The 24396-nt window shown below is 60.5% G+C and carries 25 protein-coding genes; 9 read left to right on the forward strand and 16 right to left on the reverse strand.

All coding sequences use genetic code 11. The features are described from left to right. Positions 1 to 12: 12 nt before the first annotated feature. The 9 genes from FCN80_RS05110 to FCN80_RS05150 are packed head-to-tail and all read right to left on the reverse strand — an operon-like array spanning position 13 to position 9216. Positions 13 to 1659: a GMC family oxidoreductase gene (locus tag FCN80_RS05110; RefSeq protein ID WP_136988814.1), complete on the reverse strand. Its 1647-nt coding sequence runs from the start codon at positions 1657 to 1659 to the stop codon at positions 13 to 15. 3 nt (positions 1660 to 1662) lie between these two features. Further along, positions 1663 to 3165 carry an aldehyde dehydrogenase family protein gene (locus tag FCN80_RS05115; RefSeq protein WP_136988815.1) on the reverse strand — a complete coding sequence of 501 codons (1503 nt, stop codon included), beginning with the start codon at positions 3163 to 3165 and terminating at the stop codon, positions 1663 to 1665. A gap of 19 nt (positions 3166 to 3184) precedes the next feature. After that, complete coding sequence (locus FCN80_RS05120) at positions 3185 to 4216, reverse strand: ABC transporter substrate-binding protein (RefSeq protein ID WP_136988816.1); 1032 nt, start codon at positions 4214 to 4216, stop codon at positions 3185 to 3187. A 51-nt stretch (positions 4217 to 4267) separates the two neighbouring features. After that, on the reverse strand, positions 4268 to 5092 hold the full coding sequence (locus FCN80_RS05125; protein WP_136988817.1) for an ABC transporter permease: 825 nt from the start codon (positions 5090 to 5092) through the stop codon (positions 4268 to 4270). Continuing rightward, entirely contained in the window at positions 5089 to 5913 is an 825-nt protein-coding gene (locus tag FCN80_RS05130; RefSeq protein ID WP_136988818.1) for an ABC transporter ATP-binding protein, read from the reverse strand. Before FCN80_RS05130 ends, FCN80_RS05125 begins: the two co-directional genes overlap by 4 nt. Positions 5914 to 5938: 25 nt before the next feature. Continuing rightward, positions 5939 to 6532: a glutathione S-transferase family protein gene (locus FCN80_RS05135; protein ID WP_136988819.1), complete on the reverse strand. Its 594-nt coding sequence runs from the start codon at positions 6530 to 6532 to the stop codon at positions 5939 to 5941. Then, positions 6525 to 6923 (reverse strand): RidA family protein, encoded by a 399-nt coding sequence (locus tag FCN80_RS05140; protein WP_136988820.1) that lies wholly within the window; start codon positions 6921 to 6923, stop codon positions 6525 to 6527. Before FCN80_RS05140 ends, FCN80_RS05135 begins: the two co-directional genes overlap by 8 nt. Positions 6924 to 6932: 9 nt before the next feature. After that, the gene (locus FCN80_RS05145) at positions 6933 to 8063 is read right to left on the reverse strand and encodes an LVIVD repeat-containing protein (protein ID WP_136988821.1); all 1131 of its coding nucleotides are present in this window, start codon (positions 8061 to 8063) and stop codon (positions 6933 to 6935) included. Positions 8064 to 8073: 10 nt separating this feature from the next. Then, a complete protein-coding gene (locus tag FCN80_RS05150; protein ID WP_230492494.1) occupies positions 8074 to 9216 on the reverse strand; it encodes a cupin domain-containing protein in 1143 nt (380 codons plus the stop codon). Between the two features lie 786 nt (positions 9217 to 10002). Between FCN80_RS05150 and FCN80_RS05155 the strand changes: the two genes are divergently transcribed. Beyond that, on the forward strand, positions 10003 to 10623 hold the full coding sequence (locus FCN80_RS05155) for a response regulator transcription factor (RefSeq protein WP_136988822.1): 621 nt from the start codon (positions 10003 to 10005) through the stop codon (positions 10621 to 10623). A gap of 54 nt (positions 10624 to 10677) precedes the next feature. Here FCN80_RS05155 and FCN80_RS05160 read toward each other — a convergent pair whose 3' ends face one another. From FCN80_RS05160 to FCN80_RS05175, 4 genes are all read right to left on the reverse strand, one after another. Then, complete coding sequence (locus tag FCN80_RS05160; RefSeq protein WP_230492513.1) at positions 10678 to 11535, reverse strand: AraC family transcriptional regulator; 858 nt, start codon at positions 11533 to 11535, stop codon at positions 10678 to 10680. A gap of 178 nt (positions 11536 to 11713) precedes the next feature. Beyond that, on the reverse strand, positions 11714 to 11974 hold the full coding sequence (locus FCN80_RS05165) for a DUF1427 family protein (protein WP_136988824.1): 261 nt from the start codon (positions 11972 to 11974) through the stop codon (positions 11714 to 11716). An 11-nt stretch (positions 11975 to 11985) separates the two neighbouring features. Next, positions 11986 to 12147 carry a DUF1427 family protein gene (locus FCN80_RS05170; RefSeq protein ID WP_136988825.1) on the reverse strand — a complete coding sequence of 54 codons (162 nt, stop codon included), beginning with the start codon at positions 12145 to 12147 and terminating at the stop codon, positions 11986 to 11988. A 35-nt stretch (positions 12148 to 12182) separates the two neighbouring features. Continuing rightward, a complete protein-coding gene (locus FCN80_RS05175) occupies positions 12183 to 12869 on the reverse strand; it encodes a hydrolase (protein ID WP_136988826.1) in 687 nt (228 codons plus the stop codon). A 288-nt stretch (positions 12870 to 13157) separates the two neighbouring features. On the opposite strand from FCN80_RS05175, the gene FCN80_RS05180 reads away from it, so the two are divergent. The 5 genes from FCN80_RS05180 (at position 13158) to FCN80_RS05200 (ending at position 19410) form a co-directional block, all read left to right on the forward strand. Beyond that, complete coding sequence (locus FCN80_RS05180) at positions 13158 to 15017, forward strand: amidohydrolase (protein WP_136988827.1); 1860 nt, start codon at positions 13158 to 13160, stop codon at positions 15015 to 15017. Between the two features lie 9 nt (positions 15018 to 15026). Next, positions 15027 to 15431, forward strand: coding sequence for a DoxX family protein (locus FCN80_RS05185; RefSeq protein WP_136988828.1), 405 nt, complete (start codon positions 15027 to 15029; stop codon positions 15429 to 15431). Next, positions 15428 to 17053: an MFS transporter gene (locus FCN80_RS05190; RefSeq protein ID WP_136988829.1), complete on the forward strand. Its 1626-nt coding sequence runs from the start codon at positions 15428 to 15430 to the stop codon at positions 17051 to 17053. Before FCN80_RS05185 ends, FCN80_RS05190 begins: the two co-directional genes overlap by 4 nt. Before the next feature lie 249 nt (positions 17054 to 17302). After that, a complete protein-coding gene (locus FCN80_RS05195; protein ID WP_136988830.1) occupies positions 17303 to 18124 on the forward strand; it encodes an alpha/beta fold hydrolase in 822 nt (273 codons plus the stop codon). 158 nt (positions 18125 to 18282) lie between these two features. Further along, positions 18283 to 19410, forward strand: coding sequence for an iron-containing alcohol dehydrogenase (locus tag FCN80_RS05200; protein WP_136988831.1), 1128 nt, complete (start codon positions 18283 to 18285; stop codon positions 19408 to 19410). Between the two features lie 37 nt (positions 19411 to 19447). On the opposite strand, the gene hutC is transcribed toward FCN80_RS05200, so the two are convergent. Further along, the gene (gene hutC / locus FCN80_RS05205) at positions 19448 to 20203 is read right to left on the reverse strand and encodes a histidine utilization repressor (RefSeq protein ID WP_136988832.1); all 756 of its coding nucleotides are present in this window, start codon (positions 20201 to 20203) and stop codon (positions 19448 to 19450) included. Positions 20204 to 20462: 259 nt separating this feature from the next. Here hutC and hisC point away from each other — a divergent pair, with 259 nt between their 5' ends. From hisC to FCN80_RS27370, 3 genes are all read left to right on the forward strand, one after another. After that, positions 20463 to 21578: a histidinol-phosphate transaminase gene (hisC, locus tag FCN80_RS05210; protein WP_230492495.1), complete on the forward strand. Its 1116-nt coding sequence runs from the start codon at positions 20463 to 20465 to the stop codon at positions 21576 to 21578. Next, the gene (locus FCN80_RS05215; RefSeq protein WP_136988833.1) at positions 21575 to 22717 is read left to right on the forward strand and encodes an alpha-hydroxy acid oxidase; all 1143 of its coding nucleotides are present in this window, start codon (positions 21575 to 21577) and stop codon (positions 22715 to 22717) included. The genes hisC and FCN80_RS05215 overlap by 4 nt, the downstream gene beginning before the upstream one ends. A gap of 67 nt (positions 22718 to 22784) precedes the next feature. Continuing rightward, positions 22785 to 22877 carry a type II toxin-antitoxin system YoeB family toxin gene (locus FCN80_RS27370; protein WP_373880321.1) on the forward strand — a complete coding sequence of 31 codons (93 nt, stop codon included), beginning with the start codon at positions 22785 to 22787 and terminating at the stop codon, positions 22875 to 22877. A 46-nt stretch (positions 22878 to 22923) separates the two neighbouring features. Here the strand turns inward: FCN80_RS27370 and FCN80_RS05225 are convergent, their stop codons facing one another. Both FCN80_RS05225 and crcB read right to left on the reverse strand, forming a co-directional pair. Next, the gene (locus FCN80_RS05225) at positions 22924 to 23739 is read right to left on the reverse strand and encodes a Cof-type HAD-IIB family hydrolase (RefSeq protein WP_136988834.1); all 816 of its coding nucleotides are present in this window, start codon (positions 23737 to 23739) and stop codon (positions 22924 to 22926) included. Between the two features lie 216 nt (positions 23740 to 23955). After that, the gene (gene crcB, locus FCN80_RS05230) at positions 23956 to 24333 is read right to left on the reverse strand and encodes a fluoride efflux transporter CrcB (protein ID WP_136988835.1); all 378 of its coding nucleotides are present in this window, start codon (positions 24331 to 24333) and stop codon (positions 23956 to 23958) included. Positions 24334 to 24396: the final 63 nt, after the last annotated feature.

A 24396-nucleotide genomic window follows, 5' to 3' on the forward strand; every position in this document is an offset into this window, starting at 1 on the left:
TGCAAGGTGGTTTCAGACCGCCGCCGCGACCGCGTGCGTCTGCCGGGCGGTCTGTAGGATCAGGTCGGCGGCGCGCTCGGCTATCATGATAACCGGCGCGTTGATGTTTCCCGACGGAAGATCCGGCATAACCGAGGCATCCACCACCCGGAGCCGCTCAACGCCCATGACGCGTAACTGTTCATCCACCACCGCCCCGGTATCGCCGTCGGCGCCCATCCGGCACGTGCCCGCCGGGTGATGTACGGTAATGGCGGTCCGGCCAATGAATGCGTTCAGGGCATCATCGCTGTCGCAATGTGGTCCGGGGGCGGTTTCCTCGGCGATAAACGGCGCCAGGGCGGGCTGGCGGCCTACTTCCCGGATGCGCCGGATAGCGGCGCGCAGCGTTCGCCATTCACTGTCGGCGGCGAGAAAATTCTGGAAAATACGGGGTGCCTCGCGTGGATCGGCGGATGCCAGGGTGACGTCGCCGCGACTTTCCGGATGCAATAACACGGCACGGCAGGCGAACCCGTCGACGAAGCTTTTGCGAAAAGGCGCGAAATAGGGCCAGGCGCCCAGCGGCGCCGCGGTCAGCAACATTTGCAGGTCGGGTACCGATTGCCCGGCGCCGCTGTGCATAAAGCCCACCAAGCCGCCGGGAACGTCCGCGGCAAAGCCGGTGCCGGTCATCCAGGCCTGCAACAGGGACGGCGCGATGCGATCCAGGCGCATGGCCCGATGGAAGGGGCCGGCTTCCTTACGGCGGTACATTACGATCACCGAGACATGATCCTGAAGGTTTTTGCCGACGCCGGCGAGCGCCACCCTGGGCGTGATGCCATGCCGCCGCATTTGCTCCGGACAACCGATCCCCGAAAGCATCAGTATTTGCGGCGTATTGATAACGCCGGCGCACAACAAAATCTCCGCTGCCGCCGTCGCTTTGCGGACCTGCCCGCGCTCGACATATTCGACGCCCTCGGCGCGCGCGCCGTTTAGCACCAAGCGATTGACGTGCACTCCGACGCGGACGGTCAGGTTGGGGCGGTCCAGTACCGGATGAAGATAAGCGGTGGCCGCGCTGCAACGCCTGCCGTCGCGGATGCTCATTTGTAGCCGGCCGAACCCTTGACCGGCGCCGTCGTCATTATAATCGTCAAGCCAACGAAAGCCGGCGGTTCTGGCGGCGTCGGCATAGGCGTCCACCAATGGATCGCGATAGCGGCAGAACTGGACGCTCACCGGACCGGACCGGCCGCGCCGCGCCGCCGGCTGCTCCGTCCAGGTTTCCTGGCGGATGAAATAGGGCAGTACCTGCTCCCAGCGCCATAGCGGCAAATGGTAATCCCGCGCCCAGCGATCATAGTCGGCCGGGTGGCCGCGCACCCAGGCCATGGCGTTGGTGGATGACGACCCGCCCACCACTTTGCCGCGCGCGCATTCCACCCGCCGTCCCCCCACATTTTCCTGGGCCTCGCAAAAATACATCCAGTCATGCAGGCGTTTTTGTAAAATGCGTCCCCAACCCAAAGGGATCCGTAGCCAGGGATCGCGATCCCAGCCACCGGCTTCCAGCAGCAGCACCCGAACATCCGGGTCGGCGCTCAGGCGATTGGCTAGCGTACAACCCGCCGAACCGGCGCCGATAATAATGTAGTCGTAGTGATTATCCATGGCTTATTTCCTGGCGACGCGGCGTAAATTGATGTGGATATTTTTCTCGGTGGTAAACGACAGCAACTCGCCCAGGCACTCCTCGCGGCCGATACCGGATTGTTTGACGCCGCCGAACGGCGCGCCGATAAAATGCTTGCCGACGTCGTTGATCCACACAAAACCGGCATCCACCCGTTGCGCCGCCCGATGCGCCTTTTCCAGATCGTTACTCCAGATAGCGCAGGTCAGGCCGTAATCCAGTTCATTTACCTGACGCAGCATCGCGGCTTCGTCCTGCCAGGGGAGCACGGCCAATACCGGTCCGAAGATTTCCTCCCGGGCGACGCGCATACTGGCATCGACATCGGCGAAAACCGTGGGTTCGATATAAAAACCGCCGGCGAGCCGCGGGTCGTCGGGCACGCCGCCGCCGCACACCAACCGGGCGCCTTGCCGTTTGGCCTCGGCGATATGTTCCAGAATGCGCCGATGCTGTCGCTCGTTAATGATGGCGCCCATGGTGGTGGCCGGATCGGTGGGAATTCCGGGCACGAAAGCCTCCGTCAGCCGCCGGACATGGCGCAGCACATCCGGGTAGATGGCCTGATGGACAAATGCCCGGCTGGTAGAGCCGCAGGACTGGCCGCACCAGGTGAAATTCATGCCGTCCACGATCCCTTGGGCCACCAGGGCCGGGTCCGCATCGTCATAGGCGATCAGCGCATTCTTCCCGCCCAGCTCCAACAACACCGGCTTCAGACTGGCGGCCCCCGACGCCATGACGCCGCGGCCGGTGGGGATGCTGCCCACCAGGCCCACCATGGCGATATCTTTGTGGCTGGTCAGCGCCTGGCCGATTTCGGCGCCGCCGGGCAAAACCGAAAACACCCCCGCGGGCAGTAGACCGCCAATGATTTCCGCCAGGCGCAGCGCCGATAAAGGCGCCTGCCGCGGGGGTTTGATAATCACCGCATTGCCCGCCGCCAACGGCGCGGCGCTTTTACCCGCGGCGAACAGCAACGGGTGATTAAACGCGACGATACGCGCCACCACCCCCAACGGTTGACGGACTGAAAAATTCACCGCATCCGGCCCCATGGGGATGGACGCGCCTTTCAGCTCGGTGACCAGACCGGCGAAAAACGAAAATAGCGCGGCGGCGGCCAGACCATCGCGCCCCATTTCCCGTACCGGGTTACCACAGTCGGCGGCGTCCAGCATCGCCAGTTCTTCAGCGTGCCGGCGCAGTACGTCGGCGATCCCCCGCAAGATGGCGGCGCGCTCCAGCGGCGGCGTATCCCGCCATTGCTGAAACCCGGCTTTCGCCGCGCCTATCGCCGGTTCGGCGTCGTCGGCGTCCGCCGTCGCCACCCGGGCCAACGGCGCGCCGGTACCGGGGTTAATCAGCGTTTCATAGCCGCCCGCCAGCGGCGCGTGCCAGCCGCCGCCATAAAACAGTTCCCGGTGTTCCGGCAATCGCCAGGGCTGCGTCTCCCCTGGCGCGTCAGGCTGATTGGCATTCATCTGGGTTCTCCCATAGGGGTTAGCGTTTGACCGGATTGGCCGCCAGCAGATACGAGGCATCGAACGCCGACCGGTAATCGGCGTCTTTGGCGAGCACGCCCTGGGTCATCAGGATATCGGCGGTCTTTTGCCACTGGTCCGCGGTAATGATCCCCAGCCCCTGGCTCTTGGTGGCGGGGCTTAGCATGGTGTGCTGAATGTCCTGCGCCAGTTCCTGCGCGAGCACCTGTTCTTTACCGCGGTACTCGGGATTGTCTTTCACCAGCAGGGCGACGGCTTCCTTGGGATGATCGAGGGTATAGACGAATCCCTGCATATAGGCTTTCACGAAGCGTTTGACCAGATCGGGGTGTTCGGCGAGGGTTTTATCCGCGGCGAACACCCCGGAACCATAGGCGTCATAGCCGTAATCCGCGCCGTACAGAATGGACAACGTTCCGGGGCCGCCGGCCTTTGCTTCCAGTTCGGGCACTTCCGCGTCCACGTAGCCCGGCACGCTGTCCACACGGCCCATCAGCAGAAAACTTTCATAGGGCGGTGAAACGGTACTTTGTTTGATATCATTCAGACTCATGCCGTTGGCGGCCAGGAATGCCTTGAGAAACACGAAGGTTGACCCGGAAGGATGTACGCCGATATTCAGGCCCTTGAGATCGGCGGGTTTGGTCAGGGGATGTTTTGCCTTGAGGCTTATCATTGCCAGGGGCGTCTTTTGATTTACCGCAATCAAGGCTTTATCGTCCACGCCCTGGGCCCGGCTGGTGATAAGCGTCGGCAAATCGCCGAAACCGAAATCGGCATTGCCGTTGGCGACCAGGCGCAGGGCATCCGTGGTGCCGGAACCTTTGCGGATGGCGGTGATATGGATACCGTTTTGTGTGAAAAATCCCTTGTCCCGCGCCACGAAAAAGGGCGCGTGATCGCCGCGCACCACCCAGTCGAGCTGGATGGCGACATCGTCCGCCGCCCGCGCTTCGCCAAAGGCGCCCAACAGCGTGACGGCCAAACCCGCACCGACGGCGAACCGCCTTGATGTGTCAAACAATGCCATGTTGTCCTCCATTGCCTCGATAACGTCATGAAACAAGAGCGCCGCGATTTTTTACGTTCGGGTCGCCCAGGATAAATACCGCCATTCAATAAGCTCGACGGCGTAATAAAACACCATGCCTAACAACGAAATCTCCACCAGCGCGGCAAACACCAGGTTGGTTTCCATCTGGGTGGAGGCGAACTGGATCAGGTAGCCCAGTCCGGCGGAAGCGCCGGCGAATTCGCCCACAATGGCGCCGATGACGCTTAACGTGACGGCGATTTTCAAGCCGGACATCAGATAGGGTAAGGAATGGGGGATCTGCACCCGCCACAAAATTTCCCCTCGGCCGGCGCCGACCGAACGCAATAGCGCCATCAGATTGGGATCGGCGGCACGCAGGCCAAGCAGCATGTTCAGCGCCACCGGAAAGAAAGCCATGACCACAATCAGCAGCAGCTTGGGCGCCAGGTCATAGCCAAACCACAGGATAAACAGTGGGGCGAGGGCGATTTTCGGCACGTTTTGAAACAGGACCATTAAGGGATAAACCGCTTTGCCGGCCAGCGCGAAACGGGCGATAAACAGCGCCGCCGCCACTCCCACCAGGCCGGATAACAGGATACCGTAGATGATTTCCTGCGCCGTGACCCACGCGGCCTGTGCCAGCATATCCTGCCGGCTTATCAGAATGTGGTAGATACCCGCCGGCGCGGGCAGCACATATTCGGGCAGGCGCCAGAGACTGGCAATGGCCTGCCAAAGGCCCAAAATGGCGACAATCAACGTCACCGCCGGGGAGATTTCCCGCAAAACATACCGCCAGCGGGACGTCCGCCGTTCCCTGGCCGGCGTCGGTTTGACCGCCAACGCGGCGCGAAGGGGATTGTTCATGCCGCCGCCCCCGCGCTATGGCCATGCTTGAGCAGCCCCCGGAGTCGCCCGGCGGTACGGCCGAAATCCGGCAGAGCGTAAGTGCTCTCGCCGCGAGGCTGGGGCAGGTCGACGGACAGGGTCTCGATGATGCGGGCGGGATTGGTGGCCATGACATAAACCCGCTGTGACAAGAAAACCGCCTCCTCAATGGAGTGAGTCACCAGCACCACGGTTTTACCGGTACGGGACCAGATTTCCAGCAAAAACTCACACATGTCCTCGCGGGTGATGGCGTCCAGCGCGCCGAAAGGTTCGTCCATCATCAACACCTCCGGGTCCAGGGCCAGCGCCCGCGCGATGGAAACACGCTGGCGCATGCCGCCCGACAATTGCGATGGCAGTTTGCCGGCGGATTTTTCCAGGCCGACCATCCGCAACATCTCCATGGCGCGCGCATCGATCTGCGCCCGGTTAAGGTCCTTGCGGGCAATTTCCATCAGCAATTTGACGTTATCCAGGGCGCTCTTCCAGGGCATGAGCGTCGCTTCCTGGAACACCAGGCCGATGCGTTGTTGACGCGCGGCCTCGCCGGGATCCACGTCCGCCACCCGGACTTGCCCCTCGGAGGGCGTCAACAGGCCGGCCAGTACTTTGAGCAGAGTGCTTTTACCGCAACCCGACGGGCCGATAAAGGAAACAAAACTGCCGCGGGCGATCTCCAGGGCGATATTGTGCAGCACCCGATGGCGGGCGCCTTCGTGGATAAAATCCACCGCCACGCCGTTGGCCCACAAATGCGGCCGCTCGGCGGCCTGACTATCTGAATAGGTCGAAGTCATATCAAGCCTCGCGAAGGTCAGCGAATCAGGCGCGGGTGGCGATTTGGAAAGCCGGCCGCTGTTCTAGCTTGCCGATCCAGCCGGCCAGCGCCGGGAAGGGCGGCAAATCAAACGGAAATTTGACGCAACGGCCGACGATGGGGCCCAGGGCGATATCCGCCAGCGAGAACGCTTCCCCCGCCAGCCAGGGCTGCGCGGATAAATGTCCCTCCAGGATGTTCAATTCGCTGATGAGCGCGGGGCGGGTATTGGCGTCCCATTGATCCGGCGTTTTCTTGGCATCGCGAAAACCGCCGAGGTAGGCCGGATTCAAGGATGCCAGCAGCCAGTCCATCCAGCGTTCAATCAACGTCCGCTGGCCGGGATCGGCGGGATAAAGCGGCGATCCGGCCGTCGCGGCCAAATAACGCAGGATGGTATTGGATTCCCAAATGACCAGGGAACCGTCAATCAGCGTCGGCACTTTGCCGGTGGGATTGAGCGCGGCGTATTCCGGCGTCGCGGTGTTGCCGAACTGGCGGCCATAGTCTTCGCGCCGGTAGTCGGCGCCCAGTTCCTGCAAGAGAAATACAACCTTCTGGACGTTGCCGGACGTGGCCCGGCCAAGCAGCTTATACATGGGCGGTTTTCTCCAATGGGGCATAAACGATGCAATCGATTTCGATACGGGTGGTGATGACCGCGCGCGCTTCAACGGTGGTGCGCGACAAACGGCCATCGGGGAAAAAGCTTTTGAATACGCCGTTGTAGCGGCCAAAATCCCGGGCGTCCGCCAAGTAAACCGTGGCCTTGATCACGTCGTTCAGGGCGCAGCCCGCCAGCGTCAAAATCCGCTCAATGGCCAACAGCGTGCCGCGGGTTTCTTCCTCTATCGTGCCGCCTATCATGTTGCCGTCGACGTCTTTAGCGACCTGTCCGGACACAAACAGATAATCGCCCGCGCGTACCGCGGGATAAAACGGCAGATTGGGATTTTTCGCGCCGAATACCTCGATTTCGCCGTCACTCATGGCGTCTCCTCATAGAATATTGCTTTCGATGATGTCCAAACCCTGCTGTCGGTCGAGCAGGTAGATCAGGCCGCGTTCGTCCATCGTGACGTCATTGGACGATACCCGTTGGCAGCCGGCGGGCGGATCGGGCATATAGAAGCCCACTTCTTTCGGCGCGAAGGGGTTGGCGATATCCACCAGACGCAACCCCTGGGCGAACCAAGCGAACGGCAGCACATGGCCAAAATATTTTTCCGCCGGTTGATGACAGCCGGTCATGGGTTCCTGCGCGCGCCCGTCCAGGTCCAGTCCTTCCACCTGGAACGTGGCGATGGGCATGGGCTGGCGTTCGTCGGAAATATCATAAAACCAGCAAAAGGACGGTGGCGAAGGGTAAAGCTTGGCCACATCCTCGTCCGCCACCACCATGATCCGCCGGCCGCGCAACAGATCGGCAATCGGTAAGGCGGTATGGGTGGGGTGCGGGTGGGCCGGACTGCTATTGACGCCGGATATCAGCGTCGGCTTGCGGATATCCGAGATATCCAGGATAAAAAAACCGTGGTGCCAGTAAGAGACGTACAACCGATCGCCTAGTCGTAGCGGGTGGTGGCAGCGTGGTTTGACGTAGTCATCCCAGGGATAGGTTTCGCCGCCGGCCACATGCTGACCCGGAATCCACCAGTTGGCCACTTCCTCCGGCCGGGCGGGATCGGCGAGGTCGAGAATTTTAACGATATTGCCGATATAGCCTTCCTCGGTGGGAGAGATATAGGCATAGCGACCGTCGTAACTGAAACGGTGTACGCCGCCGTGCCGGCCTGTCACCCGCCATTTGTTCAGCAAGCGGGGCCGGGATGGATCGGCGATATCAAAGATGCCCAGACCGCCGCCGAATTCGTCAGCCCCGTCGCGGAATTTTTCGTAGTTCACGATCATGATGCCGTCCTGCACCCGGACTTTATGCGAGTGCCAGCCCATGGGAATATCCATTTTGTGCAGCAGCCTGGGCCTTGTGGGGTCGGCGATATCGTAGATGGACGTGCCGTGCGGCGGGCGCATATGTGAGATATAAAGAATCTGGTTGTCCACCCAGACCTGCCCGCCGCCGGGGCAATCAATATGACTGATCAAACGGGTATTGAACGCTGTAGCCATGAATGCTTTCCTACGCCAGTCGAAGAATATCGCCGCTTTCGTTCTTGCCGAAGCGCTGTAGCAGGCCGAAGGCTTTTAACGCCGGTTCATCGCTGGCGATAAATAAAAAGGCGGTTTGCGTGGCGCTCGGATTGACCCAATACAGCCAATGGTTGCCCGGCGCCGCCAGGGTATCGAAGGGGTCGCAGGAGAATGTTTCATCGTCGATAACGCACTGGGCCGATCCTTCCAGCGGCGAGACGAGCAGACTGGCGGTTTGCTTCATCGGCAGCGTGCGCTCGCCCGGACGCAGCATCAACATGAAAAAGGTCATGGTCTTATAAACGGGACCGCCGCTAAGCGGGTCGGTATATTCCACCATCAGTCCTTCGTAAGGGTCGGCTGGCGCGTGCCGGTTACGCTCTAAGAGCTCGCGCATGGCGTCGTAGCGATAAACGAACATCGGCGAGGAACCGCCAACGCCGCGGTAGTGGTCGACAAACCGCGGCGTCATGCCGCCGGTGCCGTAGATGCGCGCGGAATAATGCGGATCGAAACGGGCGCTTTGCTGTTTCTTCGCAATGCCGTTTTCTTGATAGTCATGCTCGAACTGCAAGGCGTTGAGGGTCTCCACCAGCGGATAATCCAGTACCGAGAGATTAATGGCCGGTTCATCGCCGTGGTTGCCGTGGTTATGCCAGGTATCCCTGGGCGTCAGCACCATATCCCCTGGCCCGAATTGAATATCTTCGCCTTCCACGCCAGTGAAATTTTGCGTGCCGGTCAAGCCTAACCGGATGGCGCTGGCGGTATGACGGTGCGGCGGCATGATCTCGTTGGGGTCATTGAGGCGGTAGGCGGTATAGAGCGTCGAGACGGTGGCGCGCTGTGGTTTCAGGCCCGGATTGAGCAGGATAAGCGATCGCCGGTCGGAATCCTCGGTGGAAATAAGGCTGGCGGACTGATAGAGCAGCGGTTCCAGATCGCGCTTGTAGCTCCAGTGAAACGGCACCGCTTTACGGCCTTCCATCAGCGAAGCGATTTCGTCGTGCGCCACGTCCGAGCGTTTGGCCCAGAACGGGAACATATGTTTGCGGTTGATTTCGTCATACATGCGATCAAGGGCTTGCTTGCGCCCTGATGCGCCAGTGGCGGATTGCGTCATATCGGACATGCTGGGCTCCTGGTTGCGGCTCGGTAAAACGAACAACCAATTTTTAACCATAATTAACCATAATGCGCAATAGGTTGAGTATGGTTAAAAAATACCACCCATTGAGCAACTGCTTTTAATAGCCATTTCATGCTGGCGTGAGTGAAAAATGCGCTAAAAACAGGCGATGTCTGTAAAGATAAATTTATAACATACTGATAAAATTGATTTTTATAAAAAACATTTCGACTCAAAAAAACATCAAGGCATTTATTTTGGTCGAAATTGGTTGTCTTTTTTTTGTGATATGGTTTGTTTATGGTTGCACCGGGACAAGGCGTAAAAATCCCCATTACCCATTATCGCGCAAGATGATCATGGGGGAGCCGGCCGGTCCGTCCGGTGAAAATTTGTTCACATTCAAGCGGTATAGTGACGCCGTCGGCGCGCTGCGCCGCCCTTCGCCGGTGCAGCGCGCCGGCCGGTACGAAAGGAAAAAACGATGACCGATGCCTGACGCCGCGTCGCGCCATTGTCGAGGGGAAACCGCGGGAAATGCCCGGTTGGCCTGATGGGAAATTTTTTTGCGCGGGACGCAACGCCGGCTACCGCGCTGGTGGGATATTGATGATCATGGCCATCATGGCCATCATGGGCGGATAGCCTTATCGTACTAAAACCCGACTATCGTACAAGAAAGTCCCGCCGCATGCAGGGATGATGGAATGCCGCCGTACCCATTGTCAAAAGCGACAGCGGCCTGAATCAGGCCGCGTTTTCTTTTCGCATCAATGATAGGGCATATCCATGAACCATATTGTCTATGTTGTCGATGACGATTTTGCAGTAAGGCAGTCTATTGTGGGACTGCTGCGATCGGAACACTATCATGTGGCCGATTTTCCCTCTCTTTCGGCCTTTTTTGCCCGACGGGCCGAGCCACATCCCGGTTGCGTCATTCTCGCGATGAACAGGCCGGCCTATCTGGGTTTTGAAATAATGACGATTCTGGCGAAGATTGGCCGGACGCTACCGGTTATTATCATTACCGGTTTCGGCACCATTCCCTTTTCCGTGAAAGCGATAAAATCCGGTGCTCACGAGTTTTTGACCAAACCGCTGGAGTCGATGCCTTTACTGCGCGCGGTACGGGAAGGACTGGCGACCGCTGAAAAAAATCTGGCTTTCCTGCATGAACAATCGCGCCTGGCGCAGCGGCACCAAACCCTGACGCCGCGGGAACGCGAAGTGATGGAGCTGGCCATCGGCGGATTGCTCAACAAACAAATCGCCATGGCGCTGGGTGTCAGCGAAATCACCGCCAAAGTCCATAAACGGCGGGTGATGGAGAAGATGCAAACCCGTTCCCTGGCGGATCTGGTGCGGGCGGCCGAACGTTTGAACATCGTCAAATCGCAAAGCCGTTAGGCATGGCTGGCGCGGGTACGCCGTGCCGGCCCTCATCGCCGCCGGCGCGCGATGTCACGCCTTTTGCCGGCGCCGCCACTGGCCCGGAGAGGTCATGGTAAACTGCTTGAACACCCTGGAGAAATGGCTTTGGTCGGTAAATCCGCATTCCAAGGCAATCTGCGTCAGGCTGTAATCAGCGTGTCGCAAAAGTTCGAGCGCTTTTCGCACCCGCATTTTTTGCAGCCAGGTATAGGCCGGCATGCCGGTGGCGTTTTTAAAATAACGGGCGAAATGCGCCCGCGATAACCGGCATTCCCTGGCGATTTGCTCCAAGGAGACGCTCCCGGCGAGATGTTCCAGCATAAAGTCCTTCGCCCGCTGTTCCTGCCAGGGTGCGAGCCGGCCTTTGTCGCCACGCCACTCCCGGCGGTCCGCGCCATAGGTGCCGGTAATATGGGACAACAGCGCCAGAGAGATATGATCCAGCACAAAAGGATCGGGATCATTGCCCGTGGTCATAAGGGGTACCAATGCCTGGGCCAAATGGTATATCACCGGATCGCGGGTATCCCGCGGACACTCGAAGCGTTTAATGGGCGTTCCCCCACTGTTAAAGGTAAATTCGTCCAGCGCGGGGCGGGGAATCAGCAGGCGGACGTTGTCAAACGGACTTAGATGCTGGCAGCGCCAGTCTTCGGTGAGATCGGTGATGGCCACCCCCTGCCTGGCATGGCCGCCCGCATAGACCAGCCGGTTGCCGCGCCACAGCTTATGCCGCCGGAAATCCGCCAACTGGACGATGACCGCGAAAGCATCCGCACAGGGAATAGGGATAATCGGGACGGACGCATCCGGCCGTTCATTGCGCTGCCGAATAACCGACAGGCGAGCGCCGTCGGATATCATCGACATCCGTTGGGGCAACAGCATCACTTTTATCCTCCCCGTCGGGTATCCACCGATTTACCATTAATGTCACAATAAGCATCATTCCATTAACAGTAAACCGCTTGACAGCCTATTGGGGAGGATAGGAAAGGGCGTTTCGGCGCAAAGCGCGTCTTACCGGCCTTGGCGAGCCGCGGCCGTTCGATGAATCGGAATTTGGCTACTCTTTATTTGGACAATCTTCTTGCCGTGGCGAAGGCACGCCACTGATTTTCGGCACGCATTCGCGACGAAACCAGACCCGCGTCAGCGGCTGCCTGCGCATAAGCCGCTTGACCGTCGGCACCAGTTGCTCGCCTACCAGCATCCCGAGCAATCCCAGTAAGGCTATTGCCGGCGGCGCGGGCGAACGCACCTGCATGACCGCATAAAGGCAGCCGGCCAACGCGCCGACAATGAAGGAGATCAGAAAAGACTTCATCGCGACCCTCGCTACAGACGTTCAATCACCAGCGTGACGAGATGTTCGCCCGCCAGCATCCCCAGCAAGCCGAACAACGCAATGGCCGGGGGCGCCGGCGAACGGACCTTAAGCAGCGCGTAAACCGCGCCGATAAGGACTCCGGCGCCCAGGGAGAGCAAATAAACCGGCATGGTCAGACTCCCGCTGTCGTGGTTACCCACCCTATTCAGGCGGCCGGGGAGGGCGCCAGCGTGCGGTGCTCACCATGAATGCGCTGCGGGGCTTTATGCACCATGGTATAGGCATAATCGACGCCCATCCCATAGGCGCCGGAATGTTCCCGGACGATGGCCATGACGGCGTCGTAGGTGCTGCGCCGCGCCCAGTCCCGCTGCCACTCCAGCATGACCTGCTGCCAGGTGACCGGAATGACTCCGGCCTGAATCATCCTCTGCATGGCGTAGTCATGGGCTTCTTTGGACGTTCCCCCCGAGGCGTCCGCCACCATGTAGATCTCATAGTGTCCCTCGGCCATGGCGCACAGGGCGAAACTGTTATTGCACACTTCGGTCCACAAGCCAGAGACGACCACTTTTTTCCGGCCGTTGGCGGCCAGCGCTTCGCGGACTTTGCCATCGTCCCAGGAGTTCATGGACGAACGTTCAAGAATGTCTTTACCGGGGAAGACGTCCAGCAGTTCCGGATAGGTGTGACCGGAAAAGCTTTCCGTTTCCACCGTGGTAATAATGGCCGGGATATCAAATACCTTGGCCGCCTTGGCCAGTGCCACCGTGTTGTTCTTCAGCGCCTGGCGGTCCATTGATTGCACGCCGAACGCCATTTGCGGCTGCTGATCGATAAAGATGATGTGGCAGTTGGCCGGGGTCAGTACGTCGAGTTTGGGATCAATCATCAGGTTTTCCTTTGAGGTGAAAGAACAAAAAAGCCCGCGATTGCGCGGTCCGTCGTCACATTCTTCCGGCATGGTAGGGCGGCTTGCCTGATGAAACCATTATCTCTTTGTATAACTAGACGCCAAGCCGACCGGCCTACCATAATCCGGACGTATCCATGCCGCCCGCCGCCCAGCCCGTCCCGGCCCGGACGCGCCGGGACGGGCTGGCGGCCTGATGGCGGCGCCTGGCGTCGGTCCGGCGTACCGGGCTATTGCCGCCGAGATCCTCATTGCTCCGGAGGTTTTATGGTTTCGCATACTCAAGCAGAATTAATCCTGGTCAATGGCAAATTTCATACCCTCGATAAGCAGAACCCGCTGGCGGACGCCGTGGCCGTCAGCGGCGGCAAATTTCTGGCGGTCGGTACCGCCGCTAATGTCCTGCGCCATCGGGACGAACAGACGCTGATTATCGATTTGCGCGGCCGTACGGTGATTCCCGGTCTGAACGATTCACACCTGCATCTTATCCGCGGCGGATTGAACTACAACCTGGAGTTGCGCTGGGAGGGCGTGCCTTCCCTTGCCGATGCCCTGGGGATGCTGAAAACCCAGGCCGAGCGCACGCCGCATCCGCAGTGGGTGAGGGTGGTGGGCGGCTGGACCGAATTCCAGTTCGCGGAACGACGGATGCCGACCCTTGAGGAATTAAACGCGGCGGCGCCGGACACGCCGGTTTTCGTTTTGCATCTCTACGATCGCGCCTTGCTTAATCAGGCGGCATTGCGGGCGGTGGGTTATACCCGGGAAACGCCCAATCCCCCCGGCGGCGAAATTGTGCGGGACAAGTCCGGCAATCCCACCGGCATGCTGATAGCCAGGCCCAATGCCATGATCCTTTACGCCACTTTGGCCAAAGGGCCGGCATTACCGCTGGAATATCAAATCAATTCCACCCGGCAATTTATGCGTGAGCTCAACCGGCTGGGACTGACCAGCGTTATCGACGCTGGCGGCGGCTTTCAGAATTACCCGGATGATTATCGGGTGGTGGAACAATTGGCCAAAGACGGCCAGCTTACCCTGCGTATCGCCTATAATTTGTTTACCCAGCGCAAGGGTGGGGAACTGGATGACTTCCGGCGTTGGACCCGTACCGTCGCCCTTGGCCAGGGCGATGATTTTTACCGCCATAACGGCGCCGGGGAAATGCTGGTGTTCTCCGCCGCTGATTTCGAGGATTTTCTTGAACCGCGCCCTGATCTGGCTGCCGGTATGGAAGATGAGCTGGAGGCGGTGGTCCGCCACCTGGTGACCGAGCGCTGGCCGTTTCGCCTGCACGCCACCTATAACGAATCCATCAGTCGGATGCTGGATGTTTTCGAAAAGGTCAACCGGGACATCCCCTTTGACGGGCTGCATTGGCTATTCGATCACGCCGAAACCATCACCGATAGGAATATCGAGAGGGTCAAGGCGCTGGGCGGCGGCATCGCCATTCAGCACCGGATGGCGTTTCAGGGGGAGTATTTCGCCGAGCGTTACGGCGCGCAGGCCGCCAGTCACACGCCGCCGGTGGCGCGGATGCTGGAAATGGATATCCCGGTGGGCGGCGGTACCGATGCCACCCGGGTGGCCAGTTATAATCCCTGGACCGCGCTTTACTGGCTGGTTTCCGGCCGGACGGTGGGCGGTATGCGTTTATACCGGGACGATAATCGCCTATCCCGCGAAACCGCGCTTGAGCTGTGGACGGCGGGCAGTGCCTGGTTTTCCGGCGAGCAGGAAAAGAAAGGCCGCATCAAGGCGGGGCAATTGGCAGATTTGGCGGTAGTGACGGCGGATTATTTTTCGGTGCCGCAAGAGGATATCAAATCCATTACGTCTTTGCTGACGTTGGTGGACGGCAAAATTGTTTATGCCGCCGGCGAATTCACCCCCCACGGGCCGGCGCCGATCCCGGTTTTGCCGGACTGGTCGCCGGTCGCCCGCGTGCCGGGACATTACCGCCCGCTCGCCGACGCCGCTCACGCCGCGCCGCATGTCTGCCACGGGCCTTGCGGCGTCCATGGCCACGCTCACGACCGGGCCAGGCTGCCCTCGGTACCGGCGGCCGATCATCAGGGCTTCTGGGGCGCCCTGGGATGCAGTTGCTTCGCTTTTTAACGGAGGGAAATGATGAGATCGCTGCCGCCAATGATCGATATGGGCCTGTTGTTTCTCAGGCTAACGGGGTGTTTTATGCTGCTGTATGTGCATGGTATCCCCAAAGTATTGCATTTCCAGGCGCAATTGACGCAGATTGAGGACCCTTTCGGCCTGGGACCCGGCTTCAGCCTGCTGGCGGCCGTTTTCGCCGAGGTGATCTGCCCGGTGTTTATCCTGCTGGGCATCGCGGCGCGGCTGGCTTGCCTGCCCATCATTGCGGTACTGCTGGTGGCCATGCTGGCGGTTCATCCCGATTGGACGGTGGCGCAAGGGCAATTCGGCTGGCTGCTATTGATTATTTTCGTCACCTTGGCGCTATGCGGTCCGGGACGGTGGCGCATCGGCGCGGTAAAGGCGCAGGCGGCCCTATGACGGAGGCGCGCGCCGGACTCGCTGAGGTGGTCGATGGCGGCGTCGCAGCGGATACCGGTGGCCGTTCAGCCTGGCGTCCGCTGCGCCAGCCGGTATTTCGCCTGCTTTGGATAGCCACCGTGGTGTCGAATGTGGGTTCATGGATGAGCGATGTGGGTACCAGTTGGACCATGCTGATGCTGAATGCCGACCCGCTGTGGGTCGCGCTGGTCCAGGCCGCCGGCAGTTTGCCGATGTGTCTGTTCGCCTTGCCCTCGGGGGTGATGGCCGACATTATCGATCGTCGCCGTTACCTGTTGTTTTCCCAGTGCTGGGTGTTTGCCGTCGCCGCCGGATTAAGCCTGTTGGCCGCCGCCGGACAGGTGACGCCGGAGATACTGTTGGCGGCGGCTTTTTTGCTGAGTACCGGCGCCGCCATGAGTTCTCCGCCTTTTCAGGCCATTGTGCCGGATTTGGTGGACAAATCCGAACTGCCCGCGGCCGTCGCGTTGAATTCGCTGGGCGTTAATATCAGCCGCGCCATCGGTCCGGCCCTGGGCGGGGGGATTTTGTCCCTTGCCGGGCCTTGGGCGGTGTTTATGCTCAACGCGCTTTCAGTGATGGGGGTGGGGTATGTGCTGTATCGCTGGCGGACCGAACCCGATGCCCGGCGGTTGCCGCCCGAGCATTTCTTTTCCGCCGTGCGCGCGGGACTGCGGTATGTCCACGCGGCGCCGGTATTGAGGAATGTGCTGGCCCGCGCGGCGGCCTTTTTCCTGTTCGCCAGCGCCGGCTGGGCATTATTGCCGTTGGTGGCGCGGCGCGAGCTGGGGCTGGGTCCCGGCGGCTATGGTATTTTACTGGCGTCCATCGGCATCGGCGCAATAAGCGGAGCAATGTTGCTGCCCAGACTGCGCGCCCGGCTGGATCCTGATCGGTTGACGGCGCTGGCCAGCCTGCTCTTCGCCCTGACCATGCTGGCGCTGGCGTACTTACGTCATTTCTGGTTGTTGACCGCCAGCGAGTTTTTCACGGGCTTTGCCTGGATTGCCGTCCTCTCCACACTGAATATCGGCGCGCAGCGCAGCGCGGCACGCTGGGTCAAAGCCCGCGCCCTGGCGGTATATCTGACGGTATTTTTTGGCTCCATGACCCTGGGCAGCGCGGTTTGGGGACAATTGGCATCAAAGGTCGGCATATCCGCATCCCTCTGTTCGGCGGCCATCGCCATGATGGTGGCCGCCGTCGTCGCCCTGCGCTGGCGGCTGGATAAAGACGCCGACCTGAACCTGGAGGCCGGCGAACATCCCGCGCCGCCGGAGGTCGTCGTCGCCCATGAACAAGGGCCGGTGATGGTGAGCATCGAATACCGGATAGATCCGGCGCAACGGCGCGCCTTTCTGGCGGCTGTCCGGGATATGCGCCGGGTACGGCGCCGCGGCGGCGCTCTGAGCTGGGCGGTGTACGAGGATGTCCAGTCGCCGGGCGCGTTTATGGAAGTTTTTGTGATCGGCTCCTGGATAGAGCATTTGCGCCAGCACGAACGCCATACGGTGAACGATCGCTTGATTCAGGCGCGGGCGCTGGCTTTTCACCGCGGCGACGCGCCGCCCGCGGTCCGTCACCTGCTGGCGCCAGGCTGACCCTTTGCGCCCGCGCATTATCAACATCGAGACTCCCGATACGTTGAGTCGCATCGCGGCGGCAAGGGAGCGACAAACGGGTCGGGAACGAATGTGAACCGCCAACGGCGGGCCTCCGGCGAGAGACAGGATGTCGCTCATGCCTGCCCAGGCGCATGGCCAACGCTGTGACTGGGGTGAGCGAACGCGGCCAACAAAGCGGCAACGTGAAGTATGACGAGTATAAACCACACACCTGCGGAGAAACTGATGAATACTATCACCACAAAAGACGGCACACGTATCGCATACCAGGATGGGGGCGACGGCCAACCCATTCTCTTTAGCCATGGCTGGCCGCTGTCGGGAAACGCCTGGGACGCGCAGATGCTGTATTTCGGCCAGCGGGGTTTTCGGGTCATAGCCCACGATCGCCGTGGGCACGGCGCCTCCGATAAACCCTGGGACGGGAACAACATGGATCAGTATGCCGACGATCTGGCGGAACTCATCGAGCAGCGGGATCTTCGGGATGTCATCTTGGTGGGGCATTCCACCGGCGGCGGCGAAGTGGCCCATTATATCGGCAGGCACGGCACCGCCCGGGTCGCCAAGGTCGTGCTGGTCGGCGCCGTTCCGCCGTTGATGCTGCAAACAGCGGATAATCCGGAAGGCACGCCCCTTGCGGTATTCGACGGCATTCGGCAAGGCACGGCGCTCAATCGTTCGCAATTTTTTCGCGATTTGGCCTTGCCGTTTTACGGTTTCAACCGAGCGGGCGCGGAGATCAATACCGGCTTGCAGGAATCCTTCTGGCTGATGGGTATGCAGGGAGGGATCAAAGGGGAATATGATTGCATCTATGCGTTCTCCGAGGTGGATTACACCGGGGATCTGCGGAAAATCGATAAGCCCACGCTGGTGATTCACGGCGACGACGATCAGATCGTGCCGATTGCCGCCTCGGGGTTGAAAACCGCGAAAGAGGTCAAGGGCGCGCAACTGAAGATTTATCCGGGCGGCAGTCACGGATTGGCGCAATTGCAAGCCGAACAATTCAATGCCGATGTGCTGGCGTTTATCCGCGCATAAACCGGGAAAACGCGCCCAGTGGTAGCGCCCGCGCCGGGAGAATACCGGGGGATGACCGATCTTGGGCGGCGGCTTGACGCGGATTGTACCGGCGAAAGCCCTGGTATGCCCGGCGAGGCTGGATTATGCTGGTGGCTTTCCTTTGCCGGAGAGAGGATATGACCGCCAGTCTGATGATCGCCAACCGCCAAACCTGGTTCGGCGCCGGGAGTATCGGGCAATTGCTTCCCTTGCTGCAAGCCGAACGGTTACCGACCTTGTTGTTCAGTTGCCGTTCGTTTATGCAGGGGACCGCCTATGCCGGCCTGGCGGACAGGCTGGCGCCCTTGCTGACCGGCGTTGAAATCGTCGGTCACGAGGCATCGCCCGGGGATATCGACCAGTGGACGGCGCGCTGGCGCGGCAAGGTACGGCGGGTGGTGGCCATCGGCGGCGGCAGCGTGCTGGACGCCGCCAAAGCCTTCGCCGCCATGGTTGAGCACCCGTTGCCGACGCTGCGCTATATGGAAAAAGTGGGCGACAGCAACGTCACCGGGGCCACCCTTCCGGTTATCGCCATCCCCACCACCGCGGGCACCGGCAGCGAAGCGACGCAAAACGCCGTGATAACCGATACCGGCCCGCACAAGGTCAAAGCCTCGCTGCGCCATCCCGCTTTTGTTCCGGCGACGGCCATTCTGGATCCGGATCTGCTGGCGGGCGCGCCGGATACCGTGCTCGCCCACTGCGCCATTGATGCGTTCACCCATTTGTTCGAGTCATACCTGTCCGGCGCCGCCAGCCGTTTTTCCCGGGAAATGTCCCTGTGCGGACTCGGCTTGTTTCTTGAAGCCTGGCCGGCGCTTAATCGCGGCGCCGAAGCCCGCGAAGCCATAATGCAGGCTTCCTATCTGGGGGGGCTGACGCTAAGCATGGCGGGTCTGGGCGTGATTCACGGCATCGCCGGCGAAGTGGGCGCATTGCGGCCCTATCACCACGGCCAGGTGTGCGGACGGTTGCTGCTGCCCTTCCTGGCGCTGCTGGCGGACAGCGAACATCCTGAGCAGCGGGCGCTGATGGCGGCGTTGTCCGCCCGTTTGCTGCCAGGGGCGCCATCCGCGCCGGCGCGTTATCTCAGCGAGTTTATCACCGCGCGGGCCGTCGCGCCGTTCTGGCAAGACGACCTGCCGCTGAGCCGGCAGGAACTGGACACCGCCAAAGAGAAGTCCAACAGCAAGAATGCTGTGCTGACCTATTCCCCCGAACAGCGCCAAAGCCTGATCGAGCAGGCTTTTCGCATCGAATAACAATATCGCCGGTTAGCCGTCGCCGGCCTGGATGGCGCTAGCCATGGCGGATAAAACTGCCGTGCAGTTGGTGGCGCGCGCCAGGGTAAAGCAGTTGGGTGAAGGTGACCAATATGCCCTGATGGCGGGTATGGCGGCTGATAAGCAGACACGGGTCGTGTTTGCGCACGCAAAGCAGTTTGCATTGCTCGGCGGTGGGCGAAACCGCCTCGATGACATGCTCGCCGGAAGTGAGCGGCGCCGCCTGGTTCAGGTAAATATAGGGCGTTTGCCGTTGGTAATCCTGCGCCAGATAATCCGGGGCCATGGCCGGGTTGACCCAGCGTTCCTCCAACTGGACGGGAATGGCGTTTTCGTAATGCACGATAAGCGAATGAAAGAGGTTCTCACCGGGATGTATGGCGAATACCACCGCCAGTTGGCCGCTGGCGGGCACCTTATCCAGGGCGATGACCTTGCTGGCGTGACGGTGTCCCCGGCCGGCGATTTCATCGGAAATATTATGCACTTCCATAATGGTGGTATGGACTTTCAGTTCCGCCATATACGTCCCCACGCCTTGCATCCGCAACAGGTAGCCTTCGCTGGCCAGTTCCCGCAGCGCGCGGTTAATGGTCATCCGGCTGACGCCCAGTTCGGCCACCAGGGCGTGCTCGGAGGGGATGCGCTGATTGGGTTTCCAGGCACCGCTGCTTATCTGGCTGATAATGGCCTGCTTGACCCGCTGATACATGGGCGCGGGCTGCGTACTCATCGACCCGGCGAGTTGTGTGGCTTTTGACGGTTCGGCCATATCCCGTTTCCCCTGATTTATCCCCGACAACCGTCAGTGTACTGATAACCTTAGCGGATGTATATACAAGCAAATTACAGTACTGTCAGGCCTGCACAAATGCGGTGCGCCATTGCTCCGCCGTGGGGATTGGCGGGTATTCGGCCGTGCGCCCGCCGTGCGCAGGCGGCCGGAATTCGGCCATCCGAAAGACATGTGCCATGGCATAGACCTTGCATTAGTTGTATATACAAGAGTATACAGCAATAAAGGAAATAGCATGTCCGCAGAGTTGATCAGGGCGATGGCCCGAGGCGAGGCGCTGCAACTGGGCGCGTATAACGCGGGATTGTCCGATGAGGCCGTCCGCCGGCGGTTCAACGTCCCGCGCATCGCGCGACTGGCCAGTAATGAAAACCCCCTGGGCGCCGGTTTGCTGGCGCAAAAGGCGTTAAGCGACAGCGCCTCCCTCTGCGCCGTCTACCCCGACGCGGCCAGTCAAACGTTGCGCCAGGCCATCGCCCACCGCCTGGCCATGACGCCGGACCGGATCATCATGGGCAATGGTTCGGAAGATATTTTGAAGCTGCTTTGCCTGGCTTTTATCAAACCCGGCGATCGGGTGGTCACTTTACTGCCCTCATTCGGCCTGCATGTGCTCTACCCGCAGATGATGGGCGCCGATGTGACGCTGGTGCCCGTGGATGCGCGGATGCGTTATGATTTGCCCGCCTGGGAGCAGGCGCTGCGTTCGCCGGTTAAGATGATGATTTTCAGCAATCCTTCCAATCCGGTGGGCTGCATGCTTGATAACGGTGAATTCCGGCGGCTGATTGACGCGGCGCCCGCCGATTGCCTGCTGGTGGTGGACGAAGCTTATTACGAATATTGCGCCGACCTGGCCGATTATCCGGATAGCCTGGCGATTTTGCGGCGACAGCCCCGCCCGTGGATTGTCCTGCGCACGTTTTCCAAGGCCTATGGACTGGCGGGATTGCGGGTGGGCTACGGCCTGGCCGGCGACCCGGCCATCACGGATTTGCTCAATCGGGTACGCACGCCGTTTAATATCAATCGCGGCGCCCAGGCTGCGGCGCTGGCGGCGCTCGGCGATCAGGCGCACGTGCGCAAGAGCGTGGCGCATGTGCGCGCGCAACGGCGGGCATTGCAAAGCGCCCTGGCCGCCATGGGACTGGTCACGGCCCCTTCCCAGGCTAATTTCCTGTTTTGCCGCGTGCCGGAGGACGCCGCCGCCATTGCCGAAAAACTGCTGGCTTACGGCGTTATCATCAAACCCTGGCTGGAAAACGGCTACCGGGACTGGCTGCGGGTATCCATTGGCGACGAGGCCGATCAACGGCAGTTCCTGACGGCGTTGGCCGGGGTATTGGCATGATGGTCAATCTTGAGGATTACCGTCGACGCGCCCGGAAAATCCTGCCGTCATTCGTTTTTAACTATGTGGACGGCGGCGCGGACGACGAGCGGACCCTGCGGGATAATCGCGCCGCGTTCGCCCGCTGGCAGTTTTTGGCGCCGGTGCTGAAAAACGCCAGTGTCCGCAGTTTGACGACGCAATTGGGCGATACCGTCCTGGCGGCGCCATTTTTGATAGCGCCCACCGGCTATAACGGAATGCTGCGCCGCGGCGCGGATCTGATGCTGGCGCGCGCCGCCGGCCGCGCCGGCATCCCCTGGATTCAGAGCACGGTCTCCACCGTCTCGCTGGAAGAAGCGGCCGGCGGCCCGGCCGGCGCGCACTGGTTCCAGCTATATGTGCTCAAGGACCGTAACGTGACGAGGGATTTATTGCGGCGGGCCGAACAGGCCGGCTGCGCCAATCTGGTGGTTTCGGTGGATGCCGTGCATTTCGGCAACCGCGAACGGGATATCCGCCATTACCGTCGGCCGATGAAGCTGTCCGTGGGCAGTTATCTGAATATCGCCTGCCATCCCGGTTGGGTCTGGCGCACGCTGGTGCCCGGCGGCGTGCCGGGCTTCGGTAACCTGCGGCCTTATTTACCGCCGCAATACCAGCGCGGGGTCGGCGGCGCGACCTATTTTGCCCGGCAAATGGACGATACGCTGGATTGGGAAACGTTGCGCTGGATCCGGTCCTTGTGGCGGGGCCGGTGTTATGTCAAAGGCATTTCAACGGTGGAAGATGCGCTGGCGGCCGTGGCGGCCGGCGCGGACGGCCTGATGCTTTCCAATCATGGCGGACGCCAGTTGGACGGCAGCGTCAGTCCGCTGGCGGTATTGCCGGATGTCCGGCGGGCCTGCGGGCCCGCAGCGCGGATTCTCATTGATAGCGGCATCCGCCGCGGCACGGATATCATCAAGGCACTGGCGCTGGGCGCCGACGCGGTCCTGATTGGCCGGCCGTTGCTGTATGCGGTGGCCGTGGCGGGCGAGGCCGGCGCGGACCGGGCCATCGCAATGCTCAAGCAGGAGATCGATCGCACGCTGGCGCAGTTGGGATGCCGTAGCCTGTCGGAGCTTGGCCCGCATCTGTTGCGCCGGCGTGATGTCTGACCCCGGCCATCGCCATTGTCTTACCCATGGCAAATGCGGGATCCTTCCTGTCATCGGCTGACGCCCCCTGCGGGTAAAAAGCAAGCCAGACGATTTCTGGTCACGGCGTATTACGGAAGAACACCGATGGGTGTACGCATTTAGGCCGACGCACTACTGATTGCGGCCTGTCGTTACCACCAGTGTTATGACATCCGGGGCAGCGGTTAGCGGTCGAACGGCGGGGCGCCGGCCAGCACCTGGTCGATAATATCCAGCACCGCTTCGCTATTATTGTCGCCCGCCGGGTAACGGGCGATGCGTTTTATATCCGACCCGGCGTTGGCCATGGCGAAGCTATAACCGGCGCGGGCCAGCATTTCCCGATCGTTTCCGCTATCGCCCACCGCCACGACCTCGTCGTCCCGGATGTGCCAGCGCGCCTGCAATAATTGCAAGCCATGGCCTTTATGGGTGCCGGGAATGATCAAATCGACAAAGCCAAACCCGCTGGTGACCGGCGTGACCGTGCCGTTGAGCACCCGTTCCAGATGGGACTTGAGATCGGGAATACGCCGATCTGATAACGTCAGGGCAAACTTGAAAATATTATCCTCAATTTCCCGCCGGTCCTGATAGCGCTTGAGGCGATAATAATGCCGGGACATCAATTCGACGATGGGTTCCGGCGTTTGCCGGCGCATCCAGGCGTTTTCCTTACCACACACCACGGTATGCACATCGCCCGCCTGTTCCAGTTCATCCAGCACCGCGAAAACCGTGGACAGGGGAAGATGGCCGCAGAAGACCTGTTCCTTGCCGTCCAACACATAAGCGCCGTTCTCCGCCACGAAGGCAATATCGTCGGCGATTGCCGGGAAAAAACGCCTCAGCTGATAATATTGGTTGCCGCTGGCGACGACGAAGCGTATCCCCCGTGACCGCAAGGCTCGGTATTGCGCGGCAAATCGCGCCTGGTTGTAGTTTTTTTCATCATCAAGAAACGTACCGTCCATATCGACGGCGATAAGTTTTACTGTCACTCGGGCACCTTTGCGTCAAATTGAGACTGACCCCCTCGCCTTTATCTCCCGTAGGCATTGTACCCGGATCGCGACGGTTTGTGCGGGAAGAAAACGCATCGGCCGCTAAAGGCCCGCCATGGCGGACCTGTGGGAAATGCGGCGGGTGCCGTCATGGGCGGGCGCCCCCGGCCGTGGCGCGCCGCCAGGCGGGAACCCATGGCGCCGGATAGCGTATCAGAAAATAAAGGAGATCAGGGCGAAGCCGGCAAAGGTCATCAGCAACGAACCCAGCAAATGGGTAAAGACCGAGGTGATTGCCCAAAGATAATTACCGTTTTGCAACAGCGTAATGATTTCGGCCGAAAAGGTGGAAAAAGTGGTCAAACCTCCGCAAAAACCGGTGGTGATCATCACTTTCCAGGCCGGATCCAGTCCTGGGTATTTCACGAAAAAGGCCAGGGCCGATCCGATGATGAAGCCGCCCAGCAGGTTCACCATTAGCGTGCCGGGGGGCAGGGTGGGAAACAGGGGATTGATCCACATTGATATCAGAAAACGGGCCGCGCAACCGACGCCCCCCCCAATCATTACGGCTATAAGCGAATACAACATTGATGCCTCGAATAGAACAGTCAATAAAGCAATGTGATTTTTATGGGAAGATATTACATGAAT

This window comes from Martelella alba, assembly GCF_005217455.1.
Taxonomy (GTDB): domain Bacteria; phylum Pseudomonadota; class Gammaproteobacteria; order Enterobacterales; family Enterobacteriaceae; genus Acerihabitans.